Annotated in this window: 20 protein-coding genes; 16 read left to right on the top strand and 4 right to left on the bottom strand. The window is 64.1% G+C overall.

Features of this window, described 5'->3' with window-relative positions; translation table 11 throughout:
- Positions 1–199 precede the first annotated feature (199 nt).
- The 4 genes from IC761_RS24460 (at position 200) to IC761_RS24445 (ending at position 6,706) form a co-directional block, all read left to right on the top strand.
- Positions 200–1,582 carry an ethanolamine ammonia-lyase subunit EutB gene (locus IC761_RS24460; protein WP_195799219.1) on the top strand — a complete coding sequence of 461 codons (1,383 nt, stop codon included), beginning with the start codon at positions 200–202 and terminating at the stop codon, positions 1,580–1,582.
- Between the two features lie 183 nt (positions 1,583–1,765).
- Positions 1,766–3,352: a B12-binding domain-containing radical SAM protein gene (locus IC761_RS24455; RefSeq protein ID WP_195799218.1), complete on the top strand. Its 1,587-nt coding sequence runs from the start codon at positions 1,766–1,768 to the stop codon at positions 3,350–3,352.
- The gene (gene eutC / locus IC761_RS24450) at positions 3,349–4,134 is read left to right on the top strand and encodes an ethanolamine ammonia-lyase subunit EutC (protein WP_195799217.1); all 786 of its coding nucleotides are present in this window, start codon (positions 3,349–3,351) and stop codon (positions 4,132–4,134) included. Before IC761_RS24455 ends, eutC begins: the two co-directional genes overlap by 4 nt.
- 205 nt (positions 4,135–4,339) lie before the next feature.
- Complete coding sequence (locus tag IC761_RS24445; protein ID WP_195799216.1) at positions 4,340–6,706, top strand: efflux RND transporter permease subunit; 2,367 nt, start codon at positions 4,340–4,342, stop codon at positions 6,704–6,706.
- An 86-nt stretch (positions 6,707–6,792) separates the two neighbouring features.
- Here IC761_RS24445 and IC761_RS24440 read toward each other — a convergent pair whose 3' ends face one another.
- Entirely contained in the window at positions 6,793–7,290 is a 498-nt protein-coding gene (locus tag IC761_RS24440) for a hypothetical protein (protein WP_195804763.1), read from the bottom strand.
- Positions 7,291–7,748: 458 nt separating this feature from the next.
- Between IC761_RS24440 and IC761_RS24435 the strand changes: the two genes are divergently transcribed.
- From IC761_RS24435 to IC761_RS24390, 10 genes are all read left to right on the top strand, one after another.
- Positions 7,749–7,982, top strand: coding sequence for a hypothetical protein (locus IC761_RS24435; RefSeq protein ID WP_195799215.1), 234 nt, complete (start codon positions 7,749–7,751; stop codon positions 7,980–7,982).
- A 194-nt stretch (positions 7,983–8,176) separates the two neighbouring features.
- Positions 8,177–9,061, top strand: coding sequence for a squalene synthase HpnC (gene hpnC / locus IC761_RS24430; RefSeq protein WP_195799213.1), 885 nt, complete (start codon positions 8,177–8,179; stop codon positions 9,059–9,061).
- Complete coding sequence (gene hpnD / locus IC761_RS24425) at positions 9,051–9,890, top strand: presqualene diphosphate synthase HpnD (RefSeq protein WP_195799211.1); 840 nt, start codon at positions 9,051–9,053, stop codon at positions 9,888–9,890. The genes hpnC and hpnD overlap by 11 nt, the downstream gene beginning before the upstream one ends.
- Complete coding sequence (gene hpnE / locus IC761_RS24420; RefSeq protein ID WP_195799210.1) at positions 9,890–11,146, top strand: hydroxysqualene dehydroxylase HpnE; 1,257 nt, start codon at positions 9,890–9,892, stop codon at positions 11,144–11,146. Before hpnD ends, hpnE begins: the two co-directional genes overlap by 1 nt.
- Before the next feature lie 98 nt (positions 11,147–11,244).
- On the top strand, positions 11,245–13,212 hold the full coding sequence (gene shc / locus IC761_RS24415) for a squalene--hopene cyclase (RefSeq protein WP_195799207.1): 1,968 nt from the start codon (positions 11,245–11,247) through the stop codon (positions 13,210–13,212).
- Positions 13,209–13,958: a phosphorylase gene (locus IC761_RS24410; protein WP_195799206.1), complete on the top strand. Its 750-nt coding sequence runs from the start codon at positions 13,209–13,211 to the stop codon at positions 13,956–13,958. The genes shc and IC761_RS24410 overlap by 4 nt, the downstream gene beginning before the upstream one ends.
- Before the next feature lie 209 nt (positions 13,959–14,167).
- On the top strand, positions 14,168–14,299 hold the full coding sequence (locus IC761_RS36100) for a hypothetical protein (RefSeq protein WP_283814446.1): 132 nt from the start codon (positions 14,168–14,170) through the stop codon (positions 14,297–14,299).
- Between the two features lie 56 nt (positions 14,300–14,355).
- On the top strand, positions 14,356–15,039 hold the full coding sequence (locus IC761_RS24400; RefSeq protein ID WP_195799204.1) for a transposase: 684 nt from the start codon (positions 14,356–14,358) through the stop codon (positions 15,037–15,039).
- A 211-nt stretch (positions 15,040–15,250) separates the two neighbouring features.
- Complete coding sequence (locus tag IC761_RS24395; RefSeq protein WP_195799202.1) at positions 15,251–15,709, top strand: MaoC/PaaZ C-terminal domain-containing protein; 459 nt, start codon at positions 15,251–15,253, stop codon at positions 15,707–15,709.
- Positions 15,710–16,054: 345 nt separating this feature from the next.
- Positions 16,055–17,362: a C40 family peptidase gene (locus IC761_RS24390; protein WP_195799200.1), complete on the top strand. Its 1,308-nt coding sequence runs from the start codon at positions 16,055–16,057 to the stop codon at positions 17,360–17,362.
- Positions 17,363–18,105: 743 nt separating this feature from the next.
- Here IC761_RS24390 and hpnH read toward each other — a convergent pair.
- Positions 18,106–19,266 (bottom strand): adenosyl-hopene transferase HpnH, encoded by a 1,161-nt coding sequence (gene hpnH, locus IC761_RS24385; protein WP_195799199.1) that lies wholly within the window; start codon positions 19,264–19,266, stop codon positions 18,106–18,108.
- 35 nt (positions 19,267–19,301) lie between these two features.
- Positions 19,302–20,228 (bottom strand): 4-hydroxy-3-methylbut-2-enyl diphosphate reductase, encoded by a 927-nt coding sequence (ispH, locus tag IC761_RS24380; protein ID WP_195804762.1) that lies wholly within the window; start codon positions 20,226–20,228, stop codon positions 19,302–19,304.
- A gap of 460 nt (positions 20,229–20,688) precedes the next feature.
- On the opposite strand from ispH, the gene hpnN reads away from it, so the two are divergent.
- A complete protein-coding gene (gene hpnN / locus IC761_RS24375) occupies positions 20,689–23,277 on the top strand; it encodes a hopanoid transporter HpnN (protein ID WP_195799197.1) in 2,589 nt (862 codons plus the stop codon).
- On the opposite strand, the gene IC761_RS24370 is transcribed toward hpnN, so the two are convergent.
- Positions 23,245–23,871, bottom strand: a complete 627-nt coding sequence (locus IC761_RS24370; RefSeq protein ID WP_195799195.1) for a DUF2147 domain-containing protein — start codon at positions 23,869–23,871, stop codon at positions 23,245–23,247. The genes hpnN and IC761_RS24370 overlap by 33 nt on opposite strands.
- A gap of 142 nt (positions 23,872–24,013) precedes the next feature.
- Between IC761_RS24370 and hpnO the strand changes: the two genes are divergently transcribed.
- The gene (hpnO, locus tag IC761_RS24365) at positions 24,014–25,405 is read left to right on the top strand and encodes an aminobacteriohopanetriol synthase HpnO (protein ID WP_195799193.1); all 1,392 of its coding nucleotides are present in this window, start codon (positions 24,014–24,016) and stop codon (positions 25,403–25,405) included.
- The last annotated feature ends 5 nt before the right edge of the window (positions 25,406–25,410 follow it).

The following is a 25,410-nucleotide window of genomic DNA, read 5'->3' as shown; positions in this document are numbered from 1 at the left end:
CCCGTCCAGGGTGTGCCCGATCAGCCGCAGGAAAGATAAGCCATCCCAGTGATTTGGGGTAAATCCTATCGGTTTCCGGCAAGGCGCCCCGGGCATCGCCCGGAGTGCCCCAAACATCGGCGTGCACGGAGGCCGCCAAGCGCGTATTCCCTGACGCCATGATCGATCGGCCATTGGCCGACGAACCCCGGAGAGGCCTTTGGTCTATCGCCACACCATCGACGCCACGACCTACACCTTCCCCGATCTGCGCGACCTCCTCGCCAAGGCGACGCCGCCGCGCTCCGGCGACCGGCTGGCCGGGATTGCCGCCGGGAGCGCCGAGCAGATGATCGCGGCCCGGATGGCGCTCGCCGACGTCCCGCTCGGGCAGTTCCTGCAGGAAGCAGTCATCCCCTACGAGGCCGACGAGGTCACCCGCCTCGTCATCGACAGCCACGATGCCAAGGCGTTTGCACCGGTGGCGTCACTGACGGTCGGCGCCTTCCGCGACTGGCTGCTGTCGGACGCCGCGACATCGGACGTCTTGCGCAAGCTGGCGCGCGGCATCACCCCGGAGATGGCAGCCGCCGTCTCGAAGCTGATGCGCAATCAGGACCTGATTCTGGCCGCGCGGAAATGCCAGGTCACCACCGCTTTCCGCAACACCATCGGCCTGAAGGGACGGATGAGCACGCGGCTCCAGCCCAACCATCCGTTTGACGACGCCAAAGGCATCACCGCCTCGATCCTCGACGGCCTCCTGTTAGGGGCGGGCGATGCCTGCATCGGCATCAATCCGGCGAGCGACGATCCGGCCGTGATCGCGCAATTGCTGCGGCTCTTGGACGAGATCATCGCGCGGCTGAAGATCCCGACGCAAGGCTGCGTTCTGACTCATGTCACGACGTCGCTGTCGCTGATCGGGCAGGGCGTGCCGGTCGATCTCGTGTTCCAGTCGGTCGCGGGCACCGAGGCCGCCAATCGCAGTTTCGGCATCGACCTCGCGCTGCTGAAGGAGGCGCGGGCGGCCGGCCTGTCGCAGCAGCGCGGCACGGTCGGCGAGAACGTGATGTATTTCGAGACCGGCCAGGGCTCGGCGCTGTCGGCCAACGCCCATCACGGTGTCGACCAGCAGACCTGCGAGGCCCGCGCCTATGCGGTCGCCCGCGCCTATGCGCCTTTGCTGGTCAACAGCGTGGTCGGCTTCATCGGTCCGGAATATCTCTACGACGGCAAGGAGATCATCCGGGCGGGGCTCGAGGATCATTTCTGCGGCAAGCTGCTCGGCCTGCCGCTGGGCGTCGATATCTGCTACACCAACCATGCCGAAGCGGACCAGGACGACATGGACAATCTCCTGACGCTGCTGGCGGCGGCTGGCGTCACCTTCATCATGGGGGTGCCGGGCGCCGACGACGTCATGTTGAACTACCAGTCGACCTCCTTCCACGACGCGCTCTATGTCCGCGACGTCTTCGGTGCGGCCCGCGCGCCGGAGTTCGACGACTGGCTGGCGCAAACCGGCATTGCCAGCGCCGATTTCCGGCTTGCCGGTGATGCAGGCCTGTTGCCCGATTTTGCCTCCCGGCTGATCGCCTGAGGCCCAGCGCGTGTAAAACGCCCGCAAAAACTTCTTCCCGCCGGCGTGAACCGGGGAAACCATTGGTGCGTCTCACGAATTAGTTCGCCATCACGATATTGAGGAAATCCGGTCACAGCGTTACGTTATGTGTCTGGTGACCTCGTCAGTACCGTTCGTAGAACGTTGGTTGGGGGAAGTTCGATGCGCGCTGCAAGCAACGGAACGATCCGGCATATCCTCTGCGTCTTCCCGCGTTACACATCGTCGTTCGGCACTTTCGAATATTCCTATCCGCTGACCGACGGCGTCCGCGCCTTCATGCCGCCGCAGGGCCTGCTGCTGCTTGCGGCCTATCTGCCCAAGGAATGGCAGGTCAAGTTCGTCGACGAGAACCTCCGAAGCACAACCAGGGACGAGTTCGAATGGGCGGAGGTCGTGTTCGTCAGCGGCATGCACATCCAGCGCCAGCAGATGAACGACATTTGCCGCCGCGCCCATGAGTTCGACCTGCCGGTCGCGCTCGGCGGGCCTTCGGTCAGCGCGTGTCCGGATTATTATCCCTCGTTCGACTATCTCCACGTCGGCGAGCTCGGTGACGCCACCAACCAGCTGCTCGAGATATTGTCGCGCGACACTTCGCGTCCCAAGAGCCAGGTGGTGCTGACCACCAAGGACCGCGTGCCGATGACGGAGTTTCCGATTCCGGCCTACGAGCTTGTGGACGTAAAGAAATACTTCCTCGGCAGCATCCAGTATTCCAGCGGCTGTCCGTATGAGTGCGAGTTCTGCGACATCCCCGGCCTCTATGGCCGCAACCCGCGCATCAAGTCACCCGAGCAGATCATCGCGGAGCTCAACCGTCTGCGCGAATGCGGCATGACCGACACGGTCTACTTCGTCGATGACAATTTTATCGGCAACCGCAAGGCCGCGATGGATCTCCTGCCGCACCTCATCGAATGGCAAAAGAAGACCGGCTATGTGATGCGGCTCGCCTGCGAGGCGACGCTCAACATCGCCAAGCGTCCCGAGATCCTCAAGAAGATGCGCGACGCCTATTTCATCACCATCTTCTGCGGCATCGAGACGCCCGATCCCGACGCGCTGAAGGCAATGCACAAGGACCACAACATGATGGTCCCGATTCTCGAGGGCGTGCGCACCATCAACTCCTACGGCATGGAGGTGGTGTCGGGCATCATCATGGGGCTCGACACCGACAAGCCAAATACGGCGGAGGGGCTGCTGGCCTTCGTAGAGGAGTCCCGGATTCCGCTATTGACCATCAACCTGCTTCAGGCGCTGCCGAAGACGCCGCTGTGGGACCGGCTCGAGAAGGAGGGGCGACTGGTCGATGACGAAGGCCGCGATTCCAACGTCAATTTCCTGCTGCCCTATGACGACGTCGTCGCGTCCTGGAAGCACGCCATGAGCGTCGCCTACGAGCCCGAGAAGGTCTACGCCCGCTTCCAGTATCAATGCGACGAGGTTTATCCCCACCGTCTCAAGATGCCGGTGCCGGACGAGATGAAGACCTGGGCCAACATCAGGCGCGGCCTCATCATGATGAGGAACATCTTCTGGAAGGTCGGCGTGCTCGGCAATTACAGGCGCGTGTTCTGGAAGTTTGCGCTTGGGCGGATCCGGCATGGCGACATCGAAGGCCTGATCGGCTGCAGCATGATCGCGCATCACCTCATCACCTTTGCGCGCGCAGCCACCAGCGGCAAGCAGAACGCCTCGAACTATTCGATCCGGCTGCGCGAGGCCGCCGTTCCGGCCGAATGAGCGACAAGTCCGTTCCAGCGCGTCCGATCCTCGACCTGCGGTCGTTCACGCCTGCGCGCGTTGCGCTCGGGCGCAGCGGCGCAAGCCTGCCGACAAAGCCGCTGCTCGATTTCACGCTGGACCACGCCCGCGCCCGCGACGCCGTGCATGCCGCTTTCGAGGCGCCGCGTCTGGCCGCCGAGCTCGACGCGCTCGGCCTTGCCGTGACCGAGGTGAGCAGCCGCGCCGCCGATCGCAGGGACTATCTGCGCCGGCCGGATCTCGGGCGACAGCTCGATGCCGGCTCGGCCGAGGCCCTGGCGCACGGCGCCACCGGGCCGTGCCAGCTTGCGCTCGTCATCGGCGACGGATTGTCGGCGGCGGCGGTCCACGTGCACGCTGTCGCGCTGGTGAAGAGCCTGCTGCGGCTCCTCGCGAACGGGGAAGCTGTCGCGATCGGCCCAGTCATCATCGCCTCAGGCGCGCGCGTCGCGCTCGGTGACGAGATCGGCGCCATTCTCGGCGCCCACATGGTCGCGATGCTGATCGGCGAACGGCCGGGGCTATCAGCGCCCGACAGCCTCGGCGCCTATCTGACCTTCGCGCCCAAGCCCGGCCGCACCGATGCCGAGCGCAACTGCGTGTCGAATATCCACCACGCCGGGTTGAGCTATGACGAGGCCGCCTTCAAGATCGCCTGGCTGGTCCGCGAGGGGCTGGCGCGAGAAGTCACCGGCGTGGCGCTCAAGGACGAGAGCGCCGACCGCGCGCCGCGTCGAATTGGCACGGCCTTGCCGGAATGACGGGCATTCCGGCAAAATCGCTGCATCTTGATCGATTTGGCCACCTCACGCATGCTTGCGAAAAGGCCCGTTCACCTGCTAAACCGCTGCCGGCGATTTTCCGCGCATTTTCAAAGGGCAAGCCTCCCATTGGTATGGCGTTTTCAAGCCGTTCGCGGGGCGCAACAAGCTCATTGACCGAGCCGATTTAGGAACTGGACAAGGCATGCTCGAAAAGCACCGCGAGAATGAGGTTCATGTCGACAAGGTCGAGCAGGGGCCTGCGTCCTCCATTGCCTTCGGGCTGGAGCGCATCGGGCTGATCGCCGTCCGCGCGCCGATCGTCTCCTGCATCATCCTGGTTGCGCTGATCGTCGCCGCCGTGTTCGGCATCGAGCGGATCAAGATCGACGATTCGCTGTCGCAGCTGTTCCGCTCCAACACGCCGGAATTCCGCCAATATGAAGCGGTGACGAAGAAATTCCCGGCCGAGGAGTTCGACGTCCTGGTCGTGGTCGAGGGCAAGACCCTTTTGGCCCGCAACAACCTCGAGAAGCTGCGCGACTTCGTCACCGATTTGCAGCTGGTCGAAGGCACGCGCGGTCTGGTCTCGTTGTTCTCCGCGCGCCAGGCGCCAGCGCCGGGCAAGCTGCCGGCCGCGCTGTTTCCCGCCGAACTGCCCGAGGGCGCGGCCTATGACCAGTTCATCGAGACCGTCAAGAACAACGAGATCATCCGCGGCAAGCTGATATCTGAGGACGGCACGCTTGCGCTGATCGTGCTCTCGCTCGATCCGGAGGTGGTCGCCTCCAGCAGGCTCACCAAGACCGTCGGCGACATCCGCGCGCTGATGAAGGAAGATCTTGGCGACACCGGGCTCAGCGTGCAGCTCTCCGGCGTGCCGGTGATGCAGCTCGAGATCCGCAACGCGGTCGAGCGCGACGGCCTCACCTACAACATCCTCGGCATTCTCGCCGGCTGCATCATCGCCATCGTCTTCTTCCGGAAAATCTCCTTCATGGTGGTGGCGGCGTTCCCGCCGATGATCGCGATCCTGATCGCGCTCGGTGCGCTTGGCTGGGCCAATTTCAATCTCAACATGTTCCTCAACGTGATGACGCCGCTCATCATGGTGATCTCCTTCTCGGACTCGATGCAGCTGACCTTTGCTGCAAGAGACCGGCTGATCGCGGGCCAGGACAAGTTCACCGCGTTCAAGAACGCGGTGCTGGTGGTGGGGCCGGCCTGCGTGCTGACGCACGGCACCGCCGGCATTTCCTTCATCGCGCTCCAGTTCTCCGATTCCGACCTGATCCGCAAATTCGGCGAGGCCGGCCTCGCCGCGACCATCATCGCGCTCGTCACGGTGCTGTCGCTGGTGCCGGTGTTCGGCGTGCTGTTCGTGCGCAACGAGAAGGTCTTCGCGGTCAAGTTCCAGAGCGCGGACGCCGGCGTGCAGGCGCTGCGCAATTTCTGCTATTGGATTGCGGTGCGCATGGTCGGCCGGCCCGGCCTGTTCAGCCTGATCGCGCTGCTGTTCGTCGCCAGCCTCGGCGTGATCTACGCCAATCTGGAGCCGCGCTACCGGCTCGCCGACCAGGTGCCCGACAAGCGCCAGGCCGTCGCCGCCAGCGACCGGCTGGACGCCAAGCTGACCGGCGCAAATCCGGTCAATGTCCTGATCCAGTTCCCCAAGGGCGAAACGCTCTACTCGCCGGAGACGCTGCACACCATCGCGGACGTGCATGCGACCGTGGAGAAGGCGGCCGGCGTCGGCAATGTCTGGTCGCTGGAGACGCTGCGCCGGTGGCTGGCGGAAAAGGCCGGCAGCGACGACGTCGCAACGCTCAAGGAATATGTCAATGTCATTCCCGAGCATCTGGTGCGTCGCTTCATCGACGCCGAGCAGGATGCCGTGGTCGTGGCCGGCCGCGTGCCGGACAAGGATTCCAGCCAGCTCCTGCCGATCGTCGACAAGCTCGATACCGAGCTCGACGCCGTCCGCAAGAAGCATCCGGGCTACGAGGTTGCCGTCACCGGCCTCGCCGCCATCGCCGCGCGCAACTCGTCCGGCATGATCGAGAAGCTGAACCGCGGTCTCACCATCGAATTCGCGCTGGTCGCGATCTTCATTGGCCTGGCCTTCCGCTCCTGGGTGGTGATGTTTGCCTGCATCCTGCCCGGCATCTTCCCGGTGGTGATGTCGGGAACGGTGCTGTGGGCGATGGGCGAGGGGTTGCAATTCGCCAGCGTCGTCGCGCTCACCGTCTCGTTCGGCCTTGGCCTCTCCGCAACCATCCACTTCCTCAACCGTCTGCGGCTGGAGAGCAAGCCGGGCGTGGGCTCGGCGCTCGCGGTGGAGCGCGCGACCGTGCTGGTCGGCCCGGCGCTGATCCTGACCACGGTGGTCCTGGCCTGCGGCCTTGTCGTCACCGTGTTCTCCGACCTGCCGTCGCTGCGGCTGTTCGGCTGGCTCAGCGCCTTCTCGATGGTGGCCGCACTCGTCGCCGACCTCTTCATCCTGCGCCCGACCGCGATGTGGCTGATCAATCTGCACGCAAAACTTCAGGGCCCCGACAAGCCCGCGATCTGAGCGGGGCGGCCTCCGCGCAGCATGTCAGCGAAAGCCCCCGGCTCGCGAGAACCGGGGGCGTGTTCCTCTTCGATCCGGAAGGGCGATCAGCCCTTCGTCATCGTGATGTTGACGCCGCGGATCTCGCCCTTGGAGGAGATCTGCACCGTCTGCTTGCTGCCGTTGGTGCGCAGCGTCAGGTTGGCGGCAAAGCCGTTGGCCTCGACGAACACGTCGATCTGGCCGCCGCCGGCGGTGCCCTGCAAATTGCCGAAGATGTTGCGGTTGGACTCGCTCCAATTGCCGGAAATGCGCTCGCCCTGGCTCGTCACGTCGCTGGTGAGGTCGAACTTGTAGCTGTCGGAGGCGCAGTGCAGCGCCTGCTTGAGGCTGAGACCGGTGCCGGCGACCTTGTAGTCGGCCTTGCAGCGGATGCGCTCGGTGGAACCATCAGACAGAGACACCGTGCCGGTGCCGGTCCACGCGCCATCGAAACCGGCGAACGGTCCGGACGACTGCGCGTGGCTTGCCGAAATCGAGAAGAGCAGGGCAGCCCCAATGCCGGCCGCCTTGATCGCATGTCCAGATCGCCCAAAGAATTTCATCATCAATATCCCGTTTTGGAACGACGTCTCTTCAGGAAAAGACGTCTCGCCACATCGAAAGTTTAGTGCTGCGAGCCAGTGTCAGGTTCAACACCGGATCGCCAGAGATGGCGGTTCACGGCGCCCCGCGCGATGCCCGCACCCTCCGGTTTCGCGCGTTTCTGGATGTTTCCGCCCGAAAACGCGGCCGGGACAGATGCAGACCTGCAACAGGTGCCCAGCAAAACGCGGCCTGCCCGAATTATGACGTAGTATCAACCTCTTACATCTGCCAATGAAGACCAAGGGAAGACCGGATTTGGTAGGCGTGGCGCCAATTTGGCCGCATTTACCAGCGCTTGTGCCTTCTCCGGTGCCGCTCTCTCCGCGGCAACTTGCCATCAGAACAAACCGTTCCCGTCGTCCGCCCTGTGCTGTCCGGGATCGGTGCGATTCTGCCGTCAGAATGAAGGAATACAATGCGTAAGCTTCTCGTCGCTCTCACCCTGCTGTCGGCATCCCTTTCGACCGCGGCGTTCGCCCAGGCAGGCCGTGGCACGGCCGAAGAGCAGAAGGCCTGCACCCGCGATGTGCAGAAGTTCTGCCGTCCGGTCATTGACGCGGGCGATTTCACAATCCTGGCCTGCCTCAAGGAGAACCGGGCCAAGATCTCGCAGGCCTGCGACCAGGTCCTGAAGAACCACAACCAGTAAGCTCGGCCACTGGCCCATCGAAGGCGGCCCCCGGAAGGCCGCCTTTTCGGGTCGGATTCGGAAGGGCCACCATCGCGAGACAGGATTGGTTTTGCGGCCGTATTCCCCTATATGGGGGCCGCGGCGGCACCGCCGGCGTGAGCCCGTGCGGGCAAAAAGCCCTTCCTGTCCAAACGATTGTTGACCAGCCCTCGATGACCTCTGCGAGCGAATTGCGATCCGGCAAGGGTGACCGCGACGAGAATTTTCCCGTCGCGTCCTGGATCATTCATCCGCGTCATCGCGCGCTGATCCTGGCCTATTACAACTTCGTCCGCACTGCCGACGACATCGCCGACCACGCGACGCTGCCGGCGGACGAGAAGCTTCGCATCCTCGACCTGCTCGAGGCGGAACTGCTCGGCAAGGGCGACACCCAGGCTGAAGCCGTCACCCTGCGGCGCGCGCTCGCCGAACGCGGCATGGCGCCGCGTCACGCGCTCGACGTGCTGATCGCGTTCCGCATGGACGTGACCAAGCTGCGCTACGAGAACTGGGACGAGGTCATCCACTATTGCCGTTATTCGGCGATGCCGGTCGGCCGCTTCATGCTCGACGTCCATGGTGAGGCGACCTCGACCTGGGCCGCCTCGGATGCGCTCTGCGCAGGCCTCCAGATCAACAACCACCTCCAGGATTGCGGTAAGGATTTCCGCGAGCTCAACCGGGTCTACCTGCCGCGCGACGCGCTGGCCGCAAGCGGTGCCTCGGTCGAGCAGCTCGCCCTTGCGCAGTCGCCACCGGCGATGCTGGCCTGCCTTCAGGCGCTCGCCGTGCGCAACGAAGCGCTGCTGGGTGAGGGCAGGGCGCTCAGCGCCGAGATCAGGGATGTCCGCCTCGGCGTCGACGTCGCGGTGATCCAGGCTTACGCCGACCGCATCGTGCGCCTGTTGAAGGTGCGTGATCCCCTGCGCGAGCGGGTGCATCTGAACAAGTTTGAGCTGCTCATCTTCAGCCTCGCCGGCATGATCGGCGCAGTCGGCCGCCGCGCGCTCGGCCGCAAGGCCATCTCTAGACCGGGGACTGCCCATGACGCTTGAGGCGACGTCGCCCGGCGCCAATTATGGCTCGACCGCATCGAACAGCTCGTTCTACGCTGCGATGCGCATCCTGCCGCGCGACCAGCGCGAGGCGATGTTCCAGATCTACAGCTTCTGCCGCCAGGTCGACGACATCGCCGATTCCGACGGCCCGCGCGACGAGCGCCTCGCCGCGCTCCAGGACTGGCGCAACGACATCGATGCGCTCTACCAGGGCAACCCTCCGCCGCGTCTTGCCGACTACGTCGGCTCCGTGAAAACCTTCGGCCTGAAGCGCGAGGATTTCCTCGCCATCGTCGACGGCATGGAGATGGACGTGCCGCAGGACATCCGCGCGCCCGACATGGCGACGCTCGATCTCTATTGCGATCGGGTCGCGAGCGCGGTGGGGCGGCTGTCGGTGCGGGTGTTCGGCCTGCCGGAAGAGGACGGCATCCTGCTCGCCCATCATCTCGGCCGCGCGCTCCAGCTCACCAACATTTTGCGCGACATCGACGAGGACGCAGGCCTCGGCCGGCTCTATCTGCCGCGCGAGGCGCTGTTGCACGCCGGCATCACGTCGAATGATCCGAACCGGGTGATCGCCGAGCGCGCGCTGGCGAAGGTTTGCCTGCCGCTGGCGCAGCGCGCGAAGGCGCATTTCGAGCAGTCGGACGAGATCATGAACCGCAACCGGCGCCGCGCGGTGCGCGCGCCGCGGATCATGTCGAAATACTATCACGCCATCCTGGACCTCCTGATCGCGCGCGGCTTCAACGCACCGCGCGAGCCGGTGCGTGTGTCGAAGGTCACACGCTTTGCGATCCTGCTCCGCTACGCTCTCATCTGATGCAAAACACAGCTCACATCATCGGCGCTGGAATTTCCGGCCTCTCTGCCGCTGTTCGGCTCGCCAATGCCGGCTTCAAGGTCGCCGTGCACGAGGCGACGCAGCAGGCCGGCGGCCGCTGCCGTTCCTATTTCGACGGCGCCACCAATCTCACCATCGACAACGGCAATCATCTGCTGCTGTCCGGCAACAGCCACGCGCGCGCCTATGCGCGCTCGATCGGCACCGAGGCCGGCCTGGTCGGTCCGGAGCGCGCGCAATTCCCCTTCGTCGATATCAAGACCGGCCAGCGCTGGCAGCTCGATCTCGGCGATGGCCGCATGCCGGGCTGGCTGTTCGACGAGGGCCGCCGCGTGCCCGACACCGGCTTGACGGACTACCTCAAGCTGGCGCCGCTGATCTGGGCGTCGGAAGCAACATTGGTCGGCAAGTCCATTCCCTGCGAGGGCACGCTCTATCAGCGCCTGGTGCAGCCGCTGCTGCTCGCAGCGCTCAATGTCGATCCGCCCGAAGGTTCGGCCGGACTTGCCGGCGCGATCGTGCGCGAGACGCTGCTTGCGGGCGGACACGCCTGCCGCCCGCTGATCGCGCGCGACGGCCTCAGCGCCGTGCTGATCGAGCCCGCCCTCAAGTTCTTGGCTGAGCGCGGCCACACGGTTCAGCTCGGCCACGAGCTGCGGTCCTTCGCGAGCGCCGACGGCAAGGTCGGCGCGCTGAATTTCGGCGGCGAGGACGTGATCCAGCTCGCCGCAGGCGACGTGATCGTGATGGCGGTGCCGCCGCGCGCGGCGGCGAGCCTGTTGCCGGGGTTGAAGACGCCGACCGAATTCCGCGCCATCGTGAACGCGCATTTCCGCATCGAACCGCCGGCTGGCTCGGCGCCGATCCTGGGCGTGATCGGCGGGACGGTCGAATGGCTGTTCGCATTCCCCAACCGGCTTTCGGTGACCATTAGCAATGGCGACCGCCTGGTCGACGTGCCGCGCGAGGAGCTCGCGCAGACGATCTGGAGCGACGTCTGCAAGGCGGGCGGTGTCTCCGGCGAGCTGCCGCCCTGGCAGATCGTGCGCGAGCGTCGCGCCACTTTTGCCGCTACTCCAGCGCAGAATGCCCTGCGCCCGGGGCCGGTCACCGCGCTGAAAAACCTGTTCCTAGCAGGCGATTGGACTGCTACGGGATTGCCTGCAACCATCGAGGGATCGGTCCGGTCCGGCGATCGCGCCGCCGATCTGGTTTTGGCCGCCCAGGGCTTTTGACTCAAAAAGGGCTCTTGACTCAAAAGGATCCTGAAGAGCGGCCCTGACGGGCATTTGTCCCGGTCCATTGCAATCAACTGTCGGAGTAATCGAGCAAGATGGATTCCGTGAACGCGACCAGCCGCGAAGCTTTGGAATCGAAGGTCTTGGAATCGAGCATTGCGTCGGCGACGCAAGGCGTCCTCGGCTTTCAACAATCCGACGGCCATTGGGTGTTCGAACTCGAGGCCGACGCCACCATTCCGGCCGAATATATCCTGTTGCGTCACCATCTCGGCGAGCCGGTCGATGCGCAGCTCGAGGCCAAGATCGGCAACTATCTGCGTCGCATTCAGGGCGCCCACGGCGGCTGGCCGCTGGTGCATGACGGTCCCTTGGACATGAGCGCCAGCGTGAAGGCCTATTTCGCGCTGAAGATGATCGGCGACAGCGTCGACGCGCCGCACATGGTGCGCGCGCGCGAGGCGATCCACGCCCACGGCGGTGCCGTCAACAGCAACGTCTTCACGCGCTTTACGCTCGCGATGTTCGGCGTCCTGACCTGGCGCGCGGTGCCGGTGCTGCCGGTCGAGATCACGCTGCTGCCGTTCTGGTTTCCGTTCCACATCAACAAGATCTCCTATTGGGCGCGCACCACCATGGTGCCGCTGCTGGTGCTCGCCGCGCTGAAGCCGCGTGCGAAAAATCCCAAGGGCGTCGGCATCGACGAGCTGTTTCTCGGCGATCCGCGTTCGATCGGCATGACCGCGAAGGCGCCGCATCAGAGCATGGCCTGGTTCCTGCTGTTCCGCGCGCTCGACACGATCCTGCGCGTCGTCGAGCCGATGTTTCCGAAGCGCCTGCGCCAGCGCGCGATCGATGCCGCGCTCGCCTTCACCGAGGAGCGGCTCAACGGCGAGGACGGCATGGGCGCGATCTATCCGCCCATGGCCAACATCGTCATGATGTACGACGCGCTCGGCAAGGACGAGAATTATCCGCCGCGCGCCACCACGCGCCGGGGCCTCGACAAGCTCTTGGTGATCGGCGACGACGAGGCCTATTGCCAACCTTGCGTCTCGCCGATCTGGGACACGACGCTGACGGCCCATGCACTGCTGGAAGCCGGCGGTGACAAGGCGGTGCCGGCGGCGAAGCAAGGTCTCGACTGGCTGATCCCGAAGCAGGAGCTCGAGGTCAAGGGCGATTGGGCGGTGAAGCGGCCCGACGTGCGCCCGGGCGGCTGGGCCTTCCAGTACAACAACGCCCATTATCCCGATCTCGACGACACCGCCGTGGTCGTGATGTCGATGGATCGCATGCGCCGCGAGCACGGCACCGCCGGCTATGACGCCGCGATCGACCGCGCGCGAGAGTGGATCGAGGGCATGCAGAGCGACGACGGCGGCTGGGCCGCCTTCGACGTCAACAATTTCGAGTACTATCTGAACAACATCCCGTTCTCCGACCACGGCGCGCTGCTCGATCCGCCGACCGAGGACGTCACCGCGCGCTGCATCTCGATGCTGGGGCAGCTCGGCGAGACCGAAAAGACCAGCAAGCACGTGGCCGATGGTGTCGCCTATTTGCGCAAGACCCAGCACCCGGAGGGGTCCTGGTACGGCCGCTGGGGCATGAACTTCATCTACGGAACCTGGTCGGTGCTGTGCGCCCTCAACATGGCCGGGATCCGCCACGACGATCCGATGATGCGCAAGGCGGCCAACTGGCTGGCCTCGATCCAGAACAAGGACGGCGGCTGGGGCGAGGACGCCGTCAGCTACCGGCTCGATTACAAGGGCTGGGAGGCCGCTCCCTCGACCGCCTCGCAAACGGCATGGGCCTTGCTTGCCCTGATGGCCGCGGGCGAGGTTGATCACCCGGCCGTCGCCCGCGGGGTGGAGTACCTGATTGCAACACAGAACCAAAAAGGACTGTGGGACGAGAGCCGCTACACCGCCACAGGCTTCCCCCGCGTGTTCTACCTACGTTATCATGGTTACGCGAAGTTCTTCCCGCTGTGGGCGCTGGCGCGGTATCGGAACTTGCGGAGCACCAACAGCAGGGTGGTAGGGGTCGGAATGTGACTTTGGGGACGGGGGACTATGTTACCGCTGGTCAAGCGATCGACCGGCGGCCAATCCTGATCGTGACCGGACTGGTCCAGGAGGCCCGCATTGCGGCCGGGCCCGGGATGGCGGTCATTTGCTCGTCCAGCAGCCCGACCCAGTTGCGCGCGCTTCTCACGGTGGTCGATCCCAAAACCATTCGCGGCGTGATCTCGTTCGGCGTGGCCGGCGGGCTCGACCCGACGCTGCGCTCCGGCGACGTCGTGGTGGCGACCGAGGTGCTCGCGGGCGACGCCCGCTGGGGCGCCGGCCTGTCGCTCGGCACCGACCTCATCGACAAGCTCACCTCCGGCCGCCGCCGCGTCGTGCGCGGCAGTCTCGCCGGTGCCGAGGAAGTGGTCACGGGCTCGTCCTCCAAGGCCGCGCTGCATTCGGAGACCGGCGCCTCCGCCGTCGACATGGAGAGCCACATCGCGGCTGCCTACGCCACTGAAGCCGGCTTGCCGTTCGCCGCGGTCCGCGTCATCAGCGATCCCGCCCACCGCGCGCTGCCGGCGCTGGCGCGCGCCGCGATCAAGCCGAACGGCCAGATCGACCTCGCCGCGGTGCTGCGCGGCATCGTCCGCAATCCGGCCACGCTGCACGCCCTGGTCTCGACCGGCATCGACTTCAACCGCGCGCTGCGGAGCCTGCGCGGCTGCCGCGACTATTTGATCGGGACGGAGCTCGTCGAGAGCGAGGCGCTGGTGTCCAAAGCGGCCTGAGCGGGGTTTTCGCGTCACTTCGTAGGATGGGTTGAGCCCTTGCGAAACCCATCTCTTCTCGATCACCGCTCTCCGTAGTCGCGACCATCATCGGATTGATCGCTCGCCCAATCGGCCGGAAGTTGCCAAGCTCCACGTGACGATAAAACGAGAATTACGGTGACAGTGCACTAAATTGACTCCACGTGCTTCCGCGTGCATATTGCGGCATGGCCCGTCTCGCCCGCGTCGTCGTCCCCGGTCATCCCCACCATGTCACCCAGCGCGGCAATGGCCGCGCCCGCACGTTCTTCGAGGACGGCGACTATGCGCTGTATCGCGACCTGCTCGCTGAGAATTGAATTACGGTGACAGTGCACTAAATTGACTCCACGTGCTTCCGCGTGCATATTGCGGCATGGCCCGTCTCGCCCGCGTCGTCGTCCCCGGTCATCCCCACCATGTCACCCAGCGCGGCAATGGCCGCGCCCGCACGTTCTTCGAGGACGGCGACTATGCGCTGTATCGCGACCTGCTCGCTGAGAATTGCAAAGCCGCCGGCGTCGAGGTGTGGGCCTGGTGCCTGATGCCCAACCACGTGCATCTGATCCTGGTGCCGTCCGATGCCGACGGGCTGCGCCGCGCTCTTTCGCGGGTGCATCGCTCTTATGCCGGCGCGATCCAGGCGCGACGCAGCCGCACCGGGCATTTCTGGCAGGGCCGGTTCGGCGCGGTCGCGATGGACGAGGAGCATCTCGCGGCGGCGCTGCGCTACGTGTCGCTCAACCCGGTGCGCGCCCGGCTGGTCGCACGGGCGCAGGACTGGCGCTGGGCGAGCACGCGCGCGCATCTGCGCGGCAAGCGCGATGGAGTGACTGCGCTGGCGCCGATCAGGGATCGCTTCCCGCGCTTCGCCGATCTGCTCGGCGAGGTTCCGGACGACGATTTGTTCGACCGGCTGCGCGCCGCGGAAAGCATCGGCCGGCCACTCGGTGGCGACCGCTTCATGGCCCGCCTGGAGAAACTGACCGGGCGGGCTCTCAAGCCCGAGAAGAGAGGACCGAAGCCTCAAAGTCGGGACGATGGCGGCGATGATGAATAGTTTAGTGCACTGTCACCGTAATCATGAATCCGCCAAGAGAACCAAGCGCGTGAAAAACGCGTGAGCCAGATGTCCGCTTTGGCGTTCATTTCGGACCTAAGTCATAAGTCGCGGTACTTCCGAAAAGGGCCAAAAAGCTGACCTGCTGACGTGAGCGGCGGGATAAGCTAGGTTACTCCCTGTTTAGCCAAATCTGCGCGAGGGATCATTGATGGCCATCCTATATTTTGAAGATGCTGAGGTCGGCCAATTGCGTACGGCTGGCCCGTATCTCGTCTCAAAGGACGAAATCATCGAATTTGCCAAAAAGTACGACCCGCAGCCTTTTCACATCGATGAGGCAGCTGCAGTGAGTTCGGTCTTCGCAGGCCTAACAGCCTCGGGGGCCCACACATTTGCGATAGTTATCTGCTTGCTACCCAGAGCACAGCCCTATTCGCTCCGGATACTGGCCGGGCTCGGCTGGGATGAACTCAGGTTGCCGACCCCGGTGCGTCCGGGAGACGAGCTTGATCTCGATGTGGCCGTTCTGGAGAGACGCGAGTCGAAGTCGAACTCCGACCGAGGTATCGTCCGCAATCAAATTCACCTCCGCAATCAAAAGCGCGAAATAGTGCTGCAATGCATCAACACCGTCCTCGTCGCGCGGCGGCCAGTTGCGAAAATCTGAGACGAGATAGAGTTACGGTGGAGTTACGGTGACAGTGCTAAGTTACGGTGACAGTGCACTAATTAGTTTAGTGCACTGTCACCGTTACTCGTTACTCCCGGACAATCTGGTTTTGGGATGGTTCAGGCGTGTTTCGTCCGACGGCAACAGAACCGCCGCACGCCACGAACGCAGCTTCGCTGCGGCCATTTGGCCCGAAAATCGACACAACCTCGACTAGAATGGCTGCTCTCGTGAAAGTCTCGGCAAGATGCAGGCAGGCTTGGCATGACAAACGACGGCGCAGCAGTGCAGTCCGACCGTCAAGTCGCTGACAACGAGCGCATCCTGCTCCCGGGAGACATCTTGCTCGTCACGTCGCCCCAGAAGGTCATGCCGCGCATCAACCGTCTCCTCCAGGCCGTGGTCCGGCTTACGCCGCGCTCGTCGTTCAGTCACGTAGCGCTCAGCCTTGGCGGGGATCTCATTGCCGAGTCTCTCACCGAGGACGGCGTGAGAATCAAGTCTCTCCAGAAATTCCTGGAGAACATCGAAATGGCGAGCGGCCTCGTCCTGCGGCCGAAAGACCGAACCAGGCTCGACGACGTATTCAGAGGGGCCAGGTACTACTATGGTGCGCGCTACAACTGGAAGTTCATGCTGCCGAAGCCGGCCGGTCGCGAAGCCTTCCACCTGTTCTGTTCCGAATTCGTCTCCCGCGTCTTCCAGGGACTGGGCTATCCGGAGTTCGGGCGGCGTGCCGCTGAAAAAACCCTGCCGGTCGATCTGGCGCGCCTCAGCCTCGAACCGGGCTGGACCACGTTCAAGCTCGCCGATCTGCTCGAGCCTGAACCCGAGCCGCTGCCCGACCTGTCCAGCCTCGAGCAGGATCCGACACTCGCCGCCATCATCGAGCGCGCGAGACAAAGGGCGTCAGACGTGCCAAGGCAACGACAGCTCGCGGAGCAGCACCTGGACGCGATCGTGAAGGCCAACGATTCCGAGTTCATTCTCACCCAGGCGGCAAACGCGTTTTTCCCGCCGGCGCTAGCCTACTTTCGTGCGCTGCTGGAGGACCTCAACGCGTGCCGTGATATCGACGAGCAAATCGAGCTGCTGACGCGGCGGACAGGGAAGGACCCCTGGAGTCACCTCCCCAGGATAGCCTCGTTCATCGCGCGGCCGCTGGACCCGCCCGCCCCGCCGTCATTTGCCGCGGAAAACCGGGCCGACCGGGACATGTTCCGGGATCGTCAGCTGCAGCTCAACACGCTGATCGCAAACATGGCGCTCAAGCTGTTGACCGATTTCGCGATGAACTTGCAGCGGCTCCTCCTCTTGGCCCGGTACTTCGCCGACCACGACCATCCAACAGAGCTCAAGAGCTTGGTCGATTCCATCGCAGAGATCCGCGGAAGCGTCGCACCCATATTCGACGAAATCGACAGCATTCGGGAAAGATTGGCGTCAGCCCTGAAAGACAGAGCCGTCCACCCGGACGATGATCCACGGTTCGAATTGCGGGCGTTGCTGGCCAGGTGCTTCACCGGTCTCCAGTTCGTGACGATGCTGAAGCCTTTAAACGCGGACGCGGCGATCGAAGAGCAGATCGCCGCCGTGCTCGCGATTGGCGAGGCATTTGACAGGCATCGGTCCGACCCGCCCGGCCCGTAACGCCTGCCCTGGTCCGTAACGAACGCATCCCGATGGTGCCATCTGGCCGGCGTTCGGCACGTTCTGCGACAATCCCGTGGTCGTCGTCTTCACCGGGCGGCGCGTATCGCGCGCCGCTGAGGCCAGGATGCGGCGCTGCGGGCGCCGCATCGCCTGTGTTCGGCGTGCCCGGAATTACGGTGACACCCAAGGACTGCACCCCTGAAGTGAGACAGGGCAATTGCAGTGACAGGCACGCGATTCGCCTATCGCACTGTTTGCCCGGAGGTTGGATATCGCGAAGGCGGGGACTCCGCGCGTCGCCTGCGGCGAATGGCCGTTTCCGCTTCCGAAGGGCCACGATGGCATAATGCCACTGTTTTGCCCGACGGGTCAAATCGGATTCGTAAAATACGAAAATGTGAGCCGGCGTTTGATTGCGCGTGAACTGGCCGCGCGCCTCGAATTGCGACACAGCACTGCGGAATCCCTGGCCATTGCCGATTTGCCAATGATTTGCGCGACGCGGCAATGGCTCGATCGGACGGACCTGGTGCCGTTCGGCGGACGTGCTTCTACTGTGCATGGGGTTGTTTTCGACTTTTTGCAGGGGCTCGGTCCCGTCCGACACGGCAATGAGGGCAGGGAGCGCAGTCCGTGCGTTGACTCTGCGCTTCCCCTGGACTTGAGCCGGACAAAAGAACAAAAAAAGGCCCGGCCGCCATTGGCGACCGGGCCTTGTTCGTTGCTGCCGGCTTGCGCGCTTACGCGGCGGTCGAAGCCTTCCGCGCCGCCTTCGCCTGTGCAGCCTCGGCCTCGTCCTTGCGGATCTCCGACAGGCGCTTCTGCACTTCCGCCGAGAAGATATACTGCGCCGGACGCTGCTTCGACATGTCGATCTCCGGCACCATCGGGCCTGAGGTCCTGATGCCGCGCAGCGACACCCACATCGCCTTGATCGGGTTGTTCAGCGCTGCGGTCGCTGCCGTCGGCTCGTAGCCGCAATGGGCCATACAGTCGGCGCACTTCTCGTACTTGCCGGTGCCGTAGGTCTCCCAGTCGGTGGTGTCCATCAGCTCCTTGAAGGTCTTGGCGTAGCCTTCACCGAGCAAATAGCAGGGCTTCTGCCAGCCGAAGATATTGCGCGCGGGCATGCCCCACGGCGTGCACTCGTATTCCTGGTTGCCGGCGAGGAAGTCGAGGAACAGGCCGGAATGCATGAAGTTCCACTTCTTGCCCTTGCCCATCGCAAAGACGTCGCGGAACAGTTTTTTGGTCTTGGTGCGGTTGAGGAAGTGCTCCTGGTCCGGCGCGCGCTCATAGGCGTAGCCGGGCGACATCGAGACGCCGACGCCGAGCTCGACGGTGAGGTCGAGGAACTTCGCGATCTCCTCGGCCGGATGGCCGTCGAAGATGGTGGCGTTGACGTTGACGGTGAAGCCGCGCGCCTTCGCCGCCTTGATCGCGGAGACGGCGCGGTCGAACACGCCCTGCTGCGACACCGCCTTGTCGTGATGCTCCTTGAGGCCGTCGAGATGGACCGAGAAGAACAGGTACGGCGAGGGCTCGAACAGATCGAGCTTCTTCTCGAGCAGCAGCGCGTTGGTGCAGAGCGAGACGAACTTCTTGCGCGCGACGAGGCCGCGCACGATCTCGCCGATCTCCTTGTGGATCAGCGGCTCGCCGCCGGGGATCGCCACCATCGGCGCGCCGCATTCGTCGGCCGCGTCCCAGCACTCCTGCGCCGTCATGCGGCGGTTGAGGATCGCATCGGGGTAGTCGATCTTGCCGCAGCCGACGCAGGCGAGGTTGCAGCGGAACAGCGGCTCCAGCATCAGCACGAGAGGATAGCGTTTGCGGCCAAGCAGTTTCTGCTTGAGCAAATAGCCGCCGATACGCATTTCCTTGAAGAAGGGGATTGCCATTACAGGTTTCTTTCTGGGCTTGGAATTCGGGTAGGTCAGCTCGCAGCCAGTTGGGCCGGAAGCCTGAATTCGATGTTTTCCTCGCGGCCCGGGAGCACCGACACCGTCACCGGTCCGATCCGCCGCAGTGCTTCGATCACGTCATCCACCAACACCTCGGGCGCCGAGGCGCCGGCCGTAAGACCGACGGTTCTGGCACCTTTCAACCACTCCGGATTGAGCTCGCGGCCATCGGCGATCAGATAACTCGCGACGCCAGCCTCTGTGCCGATTTCGCGGAGCCGGTTCGAATTCGAGCTATTGGCAGCGCCCACCACCAAGATCACGTCGACCAGCTTGCTCAAGTCCCTTACCGCAGATTGGCGGTTCTGTGTCGCATAGCAGATATCCCGGATGTCCGGGCCTTGAATATCTGTAAAACGGGCCTGGAGGGCGCCGATAATGTCCCTGGTGTCATCGACCGACAACGTGGTCTGGGTGATGTAGGCGACCGGCGTGTCCGCCGGCAGCGTCAGCGCGTTAACTTCTGCAACGCTCTGAACCAGCAGGACGGGCCCGGGAACCTGGCCCATCGTGCCCTCGACCTCGGGATGGCCGGCGTGTCCAATCAGGATCAGCGTGCGGCCCTTGGTGATGTACCGCTTCCCCTGATTGTGAACTTTCGTGACCAGGGGGCAGGTGGCGTTCAGCACCGGAAGGTCGCGTGCCGCGGCCTCCTCCTCGACGCTGCGGGCGACGCCATGGGCGCTGAAAACGGTCACTGCCTTCGGCGGAACCTCGGACAGCTCCTCGACGAAGATCGCGCCCTTGGCCTTCAGGCTCTCGACGACGTATTTGTTGTGCACGATCTCATGGCGCACGTAGACCGGCGGCCCGTACTTCTCGAGGGCCTTTTCCACGATCTCGATTGCGCGCACCACGCCCGCGCAAAAGCCGCGCGGCTGCGCTAGATAAACTTCCATTGGACGCCCATCACGCAAATTGCACCAATCCGCTCAATTGTCCCCGGCGGACCCCGATAACTGGCCAACGCTGCAATATCCGCACCATTGGTTCCGCGACCGCGGTAACCGCCCACCCAACCTGAGCCCGGCGCATGCAGGTACAGCACTTTGTGTCAAAAAATCGGCAGTAAGGAAAGGAGGAATGAACCCTGGGCTCCCGGCGGGATGAATTTTAGGGTACCATAGTATGGAGGGCCGCGTGAGCAAACCGGCGACATTTGTGCTCACCGCTTCGTCACTTTCCCGCCTCAACTCCCCGGCTATACCGGCCGCCCCGCATGATTTTTCCATCGTCTGCCGCCGTTTACCTCGAACCTTGTTCCGGCGAGAACGACCCAAAACGGCAATAGGTTTCGCCCGGGAACTCCGCTAAACAGCGGGCGTTTCCGGCAAGCTGTTAACACTAGAAAGAAAAGATGTGCTGCAAAGCGTAGTCGTTGCCATCGTCAGGGCCTGTACCCGGTTTGCCTCTCTCGTCGTCGTGCTCGGGCTCCTGCTGGCAGTGGGGGCGGGCTATTACACGTCCCAGCACTTTGCCATCAACACCGACATCAATTCGCTGATTGACCAGAATCTGGACTGGCGCCAGCGCGACCAGCAATTCGACCGTGCCTTCGACCGCGACGCGACGATTCTCGCGGTGGTCGAGGCCAAGACGCCGGAGATGGCGACCGCGGCCGCTGATGCGCTCTATGCAAAGCTGAAAGACAACAAGGCCGACTTCCAGTCGATGCAGCAGCTCGGCACCGGCGAGTTCTTCGAGAAGAACGGCCTCTTGTTCCTGCCGACCGAGGAAGTCGGCAAGACCATCAGCCAGTTTGAATCCGCAGCACCGCTGATCGAGATCATGGCGGGAGATCCGTCGATCCGCGGCCTGACCGGCGCGCTTGAGACCGGGCTTGCCGGCGTCAAGCGCGGCCAGGTCAAGCTCGACAACACCGAGCGGCCCTTCAACCAGATCGCCCAGACGGTCGAGACCGTGCTCAACAAGGGCAATGCGAGCTTCTCCTGGCGCGAGCTCGTCAGCGACCAGCCGCTGTCGGATGCGGACAAGCGCGCCTTCATCGAGTTCAAGCCGGTCCTCGACTACAACGCGCTCGAGCCCGGCAAGGGCGCAACCGACGCGATCCGCAAGGCCGCTTCCGACCTGGATTTCCCGACCAAATACCAGGCGCGGGTGCGCCTGACCGGCCCGGTGCCGATTGCGAACGAGGAATACGCCACCGTCCAGGAAGGCGCCCTCGTCAACGGCGTCGGCACCGTCCTCGTCGTGCTCTTGATCCTGTGGCTGGCGTTGCACTCCTCGAAGATCATCTTTGCCGTGTTCGTCAATCTCTTCGTCGGTCTTGCGCTGACAACCGCGGCCGGCCTGATGATGGTCGGCTCGCTCAATCTGCTGTCGATTGCGTTTGCAGTGCTGTTCGTCGGTCTCGGCGTCGATTTCGGCATCCAGTACAGCGTTCGCTACCGTTCGGAGCGCTACAAGCACGACGATCTCTCCGGCGCGCTGGTGCTGGCGGCGAAGCGCTCGGCGGTGCCGCTGTCGCTCGCGGCGATGGCGACGGCAGCGGGCTTCCTCTGCTTCCTGCCGACCGCCTACAAGGGCATCTCCGAGCTCGGCCAGATCGCTGGTGTCGGCATGCTGGTCGCGTTTATCTCGAGCATCACGGTGCTGCCGGCGCTGTTGAAGCTTCTCAACCCGCCCGGCGAGAAGGAGCCGGTCGGCTACGCCTTCCTGGCACCGCTCGACCACTTCCTGGAGAAGTATCGCGTACTGGTCGTGGGTGGCACGCTGCTGCTTGCGCTCGCCGGCCTGCCGCTGCTCTACTTCATGAAGTTCGACTTCAACCCGATGAACCTGCGCAACCCGAAGGCGGAATCGATCGCGACCTTCCTCGACCTGCGCAAGGATCCCAACACCGGCGCCAATGCCATCAACGTGATGGTCACCACGGAAGAGCAGGCCAAGCAGGTCGAGGCCAGGCTCGAGAAGGTGCCGGAAGTGCTGCGGGTCATGTCGCTCGACAGCTTCGTACCGGAGGACCAGCAGCCGAAGCTGAAGCTGATCGCGCAGGGCGCCAAGGCGCTGAATCCCGCGCTCAACCCGGACCAGGTCGACGCGGCACCGTCCGACCAGGAAAACGTCGAGTCGCTGAAATCCTCGGTCGACAATCTGCGCAGGACCGCCGGCGACGCCAAGGGTTCGGGTGCGGTCGCCTCGCGGCATCTCGCGGACGCGCTCGAAAAGCTCGCCAATGCCGACGAGGCAACGCGCAACAAGGCGCAGGACGTCTTCGTCACGCCGATGAAGATCGTGTTCGACCAGCTCAGGAGGGCGATGCAGGCCGAGCCGGTGACCCTGAAGTCGCTGCCGCCCGATCTCGTCAATGTCTGGAAGAGCAAGGACGGGATTATCCGCGTCGAGGCACAGCCGAAGGGAGATCCCAACGACAACGATACGCTGCGGAAGTTCGCGGCAGCCGTGCTTGCCGCCGAGCCGACGGCAATCGGGGGACCTGTCTCAATCCTGAAATCCGGCGACACCGTGGTGGCCGCGTTCGTCCACGCCGGCATCTACGCGCTTCTGGTCATCGGCCTGTTGCTGTGGATCACACTGCGCCGCCTGGTCGACGTCGCGATGACGCTGGTGCCGCTTCTGGTTGCGGGCGCGGTGACACTCGAGATCTGCGTGTTGATCGGCCTGCCGCTCAACTTCGCCAACATCGTCGCGTTCCCGCTGCTGCTTGGCGTCGGCGTCGCCTTCAAGATCTATTATGTCGTGGCCTGGCGCTCCGGCAGGACGAACCTGCTTCAGACCAGCCTGACACGCGCGATCTTTTTCAGTGCGCTGACGACCGCGACCGCGTTCGGCAGCCTGTGGCTGTCGAGCCATCCCGGTACATCCAGCATGGGCAAGCTGCTGGCACTGTCGCTGGTGACGACGCTCGCGGCAGTGCTGCTGTTCCAGCCGGCCCTAATGGGCAAACCCCGCAATCTCAGGGAGTAGGCAGATGTCGCCGACAGCATCGGCGGTGCCTTTCTGACCGGGCTTGGCGGCGGCGGTGCTCTTCTGAGCTCCCGTTGTCGGCGCCGGCGCGGCGGCCACCGGTGCGGCCTTGGGCGCCACACCGGTGGTCTTCGGCGCGCCCTTGGCCATGGCATTGGCGGCGCTCGAGGGGATTGGCGGGCCGACCCGGGTCCAGGTCTCGCCTCCGCAAAGGAAGCCCATCACGCAGCCCTTGATCTCCATCTGGTCGGTGCCGACCGGCGTGATGGTCGCGCTGTACATCTGACCGTCTTTGGCGTTGTAGACCTGCCCCTCCCACTGCTCCGCGCCGGGCTTCTTCTTCATGTCGATCAGGATCGCCATACCCAGTGTCGGCCTGTTCTTTTTTGAGACATCCGGGTTGTTCTCGTCGCGGCCGCCGGGCTGCGTTTCCCAGGAAACCGCACCCCACATGCTGCCGTTGCATTGGGCGACGCGAACGTTGGCGACGCCGTCGGCGACCCGCCAGTCGCCGGTAGGATCGGCGGCGAGCGCAGGAGTCAGGCTGGTGTAACTGCCAGCCAGTATTATTCCGGTGAAAATGGCCAAACGCATGAGTGTTCCTTGGCGGTGCAACATGGTTTAAAGCTGTGCTTGCGAAGATGGTCCGAAAAAGGGCAAAAGGCCGTACAGACCCTTTTCCGTTTACTGACCGTTTTCAGTTGACGAAGCGGCCCTCAACCGAAGTATGTAGCGGATGAACAGTCCAAATCCAGACATGTCTCAGCTGTTCGCGGACCGACAGGCCCAGCGCAGCTCCCTGCATAATCGGTACCTGAACGAGCAGTTCGTTCGGGTCCTCAAGACCATCGGCTACGATGTCGGCTTCCAGAAGGGGCAGGGGCAGTACCTCTACGACCGCGAGGGCGCGCGCTATCTCGACCTGTTGTCCGGCTTTGGCGTGTTCGCGATCGGGCGCAATCATCCGGTGATGCGCGAGGCGCTGAAAAGCGTGATCGACGCCGACCTGCCCAATCTCGTCCAGTTCGACGTGTCGGTACTCGCCGGCGTGCTCGCCGAGCGGCTGTTGAAATATGTTCCCTATCTCGACAAGGCGTTCTTCGCCAATTCCGGCGCCGAATGCGTCGAGGCGGCGATCAAGTTCGCCCGCGGCGCTACCGGCCGGCCGGGCATCGTCTATTGCGCCCACGGCTATCACGGCCTGACCTATGGTGCGCTGTCGCTGACGGGCGACTCGAACTTCCGCACCGGCTTCGAGCCGCTGCTGCCGGGCTGCACCTCGATCCCGTTCAACGATCTCGCTGCGCTGGAAAAGGCGCTGGCCTCCCGCGAGGTCGCGGCCTTCGTCGTCGAACCGATCCAGGGCAAGGGCGTCAACATGCCCACCGACGAGTTCCTGCCGGGCGCGGCCGCGCTCTGCAAGAAATACGGAACGCTGTTCGTCGCCGACGAGATCCAGACCGGCATGGGCCGCACCGGCCGCTTCCTTGCGGTCGAGCACTGGAATGTCGAGCCCGACATGGTGCTGCTGTCGAAGTCGCTGTCGGGCGGCCACGTGCCGGTCGGCGCCGTGCTGACGCGCAAGAGCATCTTCGACAAGATCTTCAACCAGATGGACCGCGCCGTGGTGCACGGCTCGACCTTCTCCAAGAACGATCTGGCGATGGCCGCGGGCATTGCCACGCTCGATGTCATGGAATCCGAGAAGCTGATCGAGTCCGCCGCCAAGCGCGGCGCCGAGCTTCGCCTCGCGCTGACCCGCATGGTGCCCGGCTACGAGCTGATGAAGGAAGTGCGCGGCAAGGGCCTGATGATCGGCATCGAGTTCGGGCCGCCGAAGTCACTCCGCCTGCGGGCGTCGTGGAACGTGCTGGAGACTGCCAACAAGGGTCTGTTCTGCCAGCTCATCACCGTGCCGCTGTTCAAGGATCACAAGATCCTCACCCAGGTCGCCGGTCACGGCAGCCACACCATCAAGCTGCTGCCGCCGCTCACCATCACCGAAGAAGACTGTAACTGGATCGAGCGCGCCTTCGACGACGTCATCGCCGGCAGCCACAAGGTCCCCGGCGCGATCTGGTCGCTCGGCAAGACGCTGGTGGACAACGCGGTGCGACGGTCGGCGTAAGTTCG

The organism is Bradyrhizobium commune (genome assembly GCF_015624505.1).
Lineage (GTDB): Bacteria > Pseudomonadota > Alphaproteobacteria > Rhizobiales > Xanthobacteraceae > Bradyrhizobium > Bradyrhizobium commune.
The sequence above is the reverse complement of the archived record's forward strand: the minus strand, read 5'-3'. Positions and strand labels throughout refer to the sequence as shown.

Bases quoted from the DNA above. Each gene is read 5' to 3' on its own strand.
- IC761_RS24455 (WP_195799218.1), top strand. From the start codon at position 1,766: ATGCGCGCTGCAAGCAACGGAACGATCCGGCATATCCTCTGCGTCTTC.
- eutC (WP_195799217.1), top strand. From the start codon at position 3,349: ATGAGCGACAAGTCCGTTCCAGCGCGTCCGATCCTCGACCTGCGGTCG.
- IC761_RS24445 (WP_195799216.1), top strand. From the start codon at position 4,340: ATGCTCGAAAAGCACCGCGAGAATGAGGTTCATGTCGACAAGGTCGAG.
- IC761_RS24440 (WP_195804763.1), bottom strand. From the start codon at position 7,290: ATGAAATTCTTTGGGCGATCTGGACATGCGATCAAGGCGGCCGGCATT.
- IC761_RS24435 (WP_195799215.1), top strand. From the start codon at position 7,749: ATGCGTAAGCTTCTCGTCGCTCTCACCCTGCTGTCGGCATCCCTTTCG.
- hpnC (WP_195799213.1), top strand. From the start codon at position 8,177: ATGACCTCTGCGAGCGAATTGCGATCCGGCAAGGGTGACCGCGACGAG.
- hpnD (WP_195799211.1), top strand. From the start codon at position 9,051: ATGACGCTTGAGGCGACGTCGCCCGGCGCCAATTATGGCTCGACCGCA.
- hpnE (WP_195799210.1), top strand. From the start codon at position 9,890: ATGCAAAACACAGCTCACATCATCGGCGCTGGAATTTCCGGCCTCTCT.
- shc (WP_195799207.1), top strand. From the start codon at position 11,245: ATGGATTCCGTGAACGCGACCAGCCGCGAAGCTTTGGAATCGAAGGTC.
- IC761_RS36100 (WP_283814446.1), top strand. From the start codon at position 14,168: ATGGCCCGTCTCGCCCGCGTCGTCGTCCCCGGTCATCCCCACCATGTC.
- IC761_RS24400 (WP_195799204.1), top strand. From the start codon at position 14,356: ATGGCCCGTCTCGCCCGCGTCGTCGTCCCCGGTCATCCCCACCATGTC.
- IC761_RS24395 (WP_195799202.1), top strand. From the start codon at position 15,251: ATGGCCATCCTATATTTTGAAGATGCTGAGGTCGGCCAATTGCGTACG.
- hpnH (WP_195799199.1), bottom strand. From the start codon at position 19,266: ATGGCAATCCCCTTCTTCAAGGAAATGCGTATCGGCGGCTATTTGCTC.
- ispH (WP_195804762.1), bottom strand. From the start codon at position 20,228: ATGGAAGTTTATCTAGCGCAGCCGCGCGGCTTTTGCGCGGGCGTGGTG.
- IC761_RS24370 (WP_195799195.1), bottom strand. From the start codon at position 23,871: ATGCGTTTGGCCATTTTCACCGGAATAATACTGGCTGGCAGTTACACC.
- hpnO (WP_195799193.1), top strand. From the start codon at position 24,014: ATGAACAGTCCAAATCCAGACATGTCTCAGCTGTTCGCGGACCGACAG.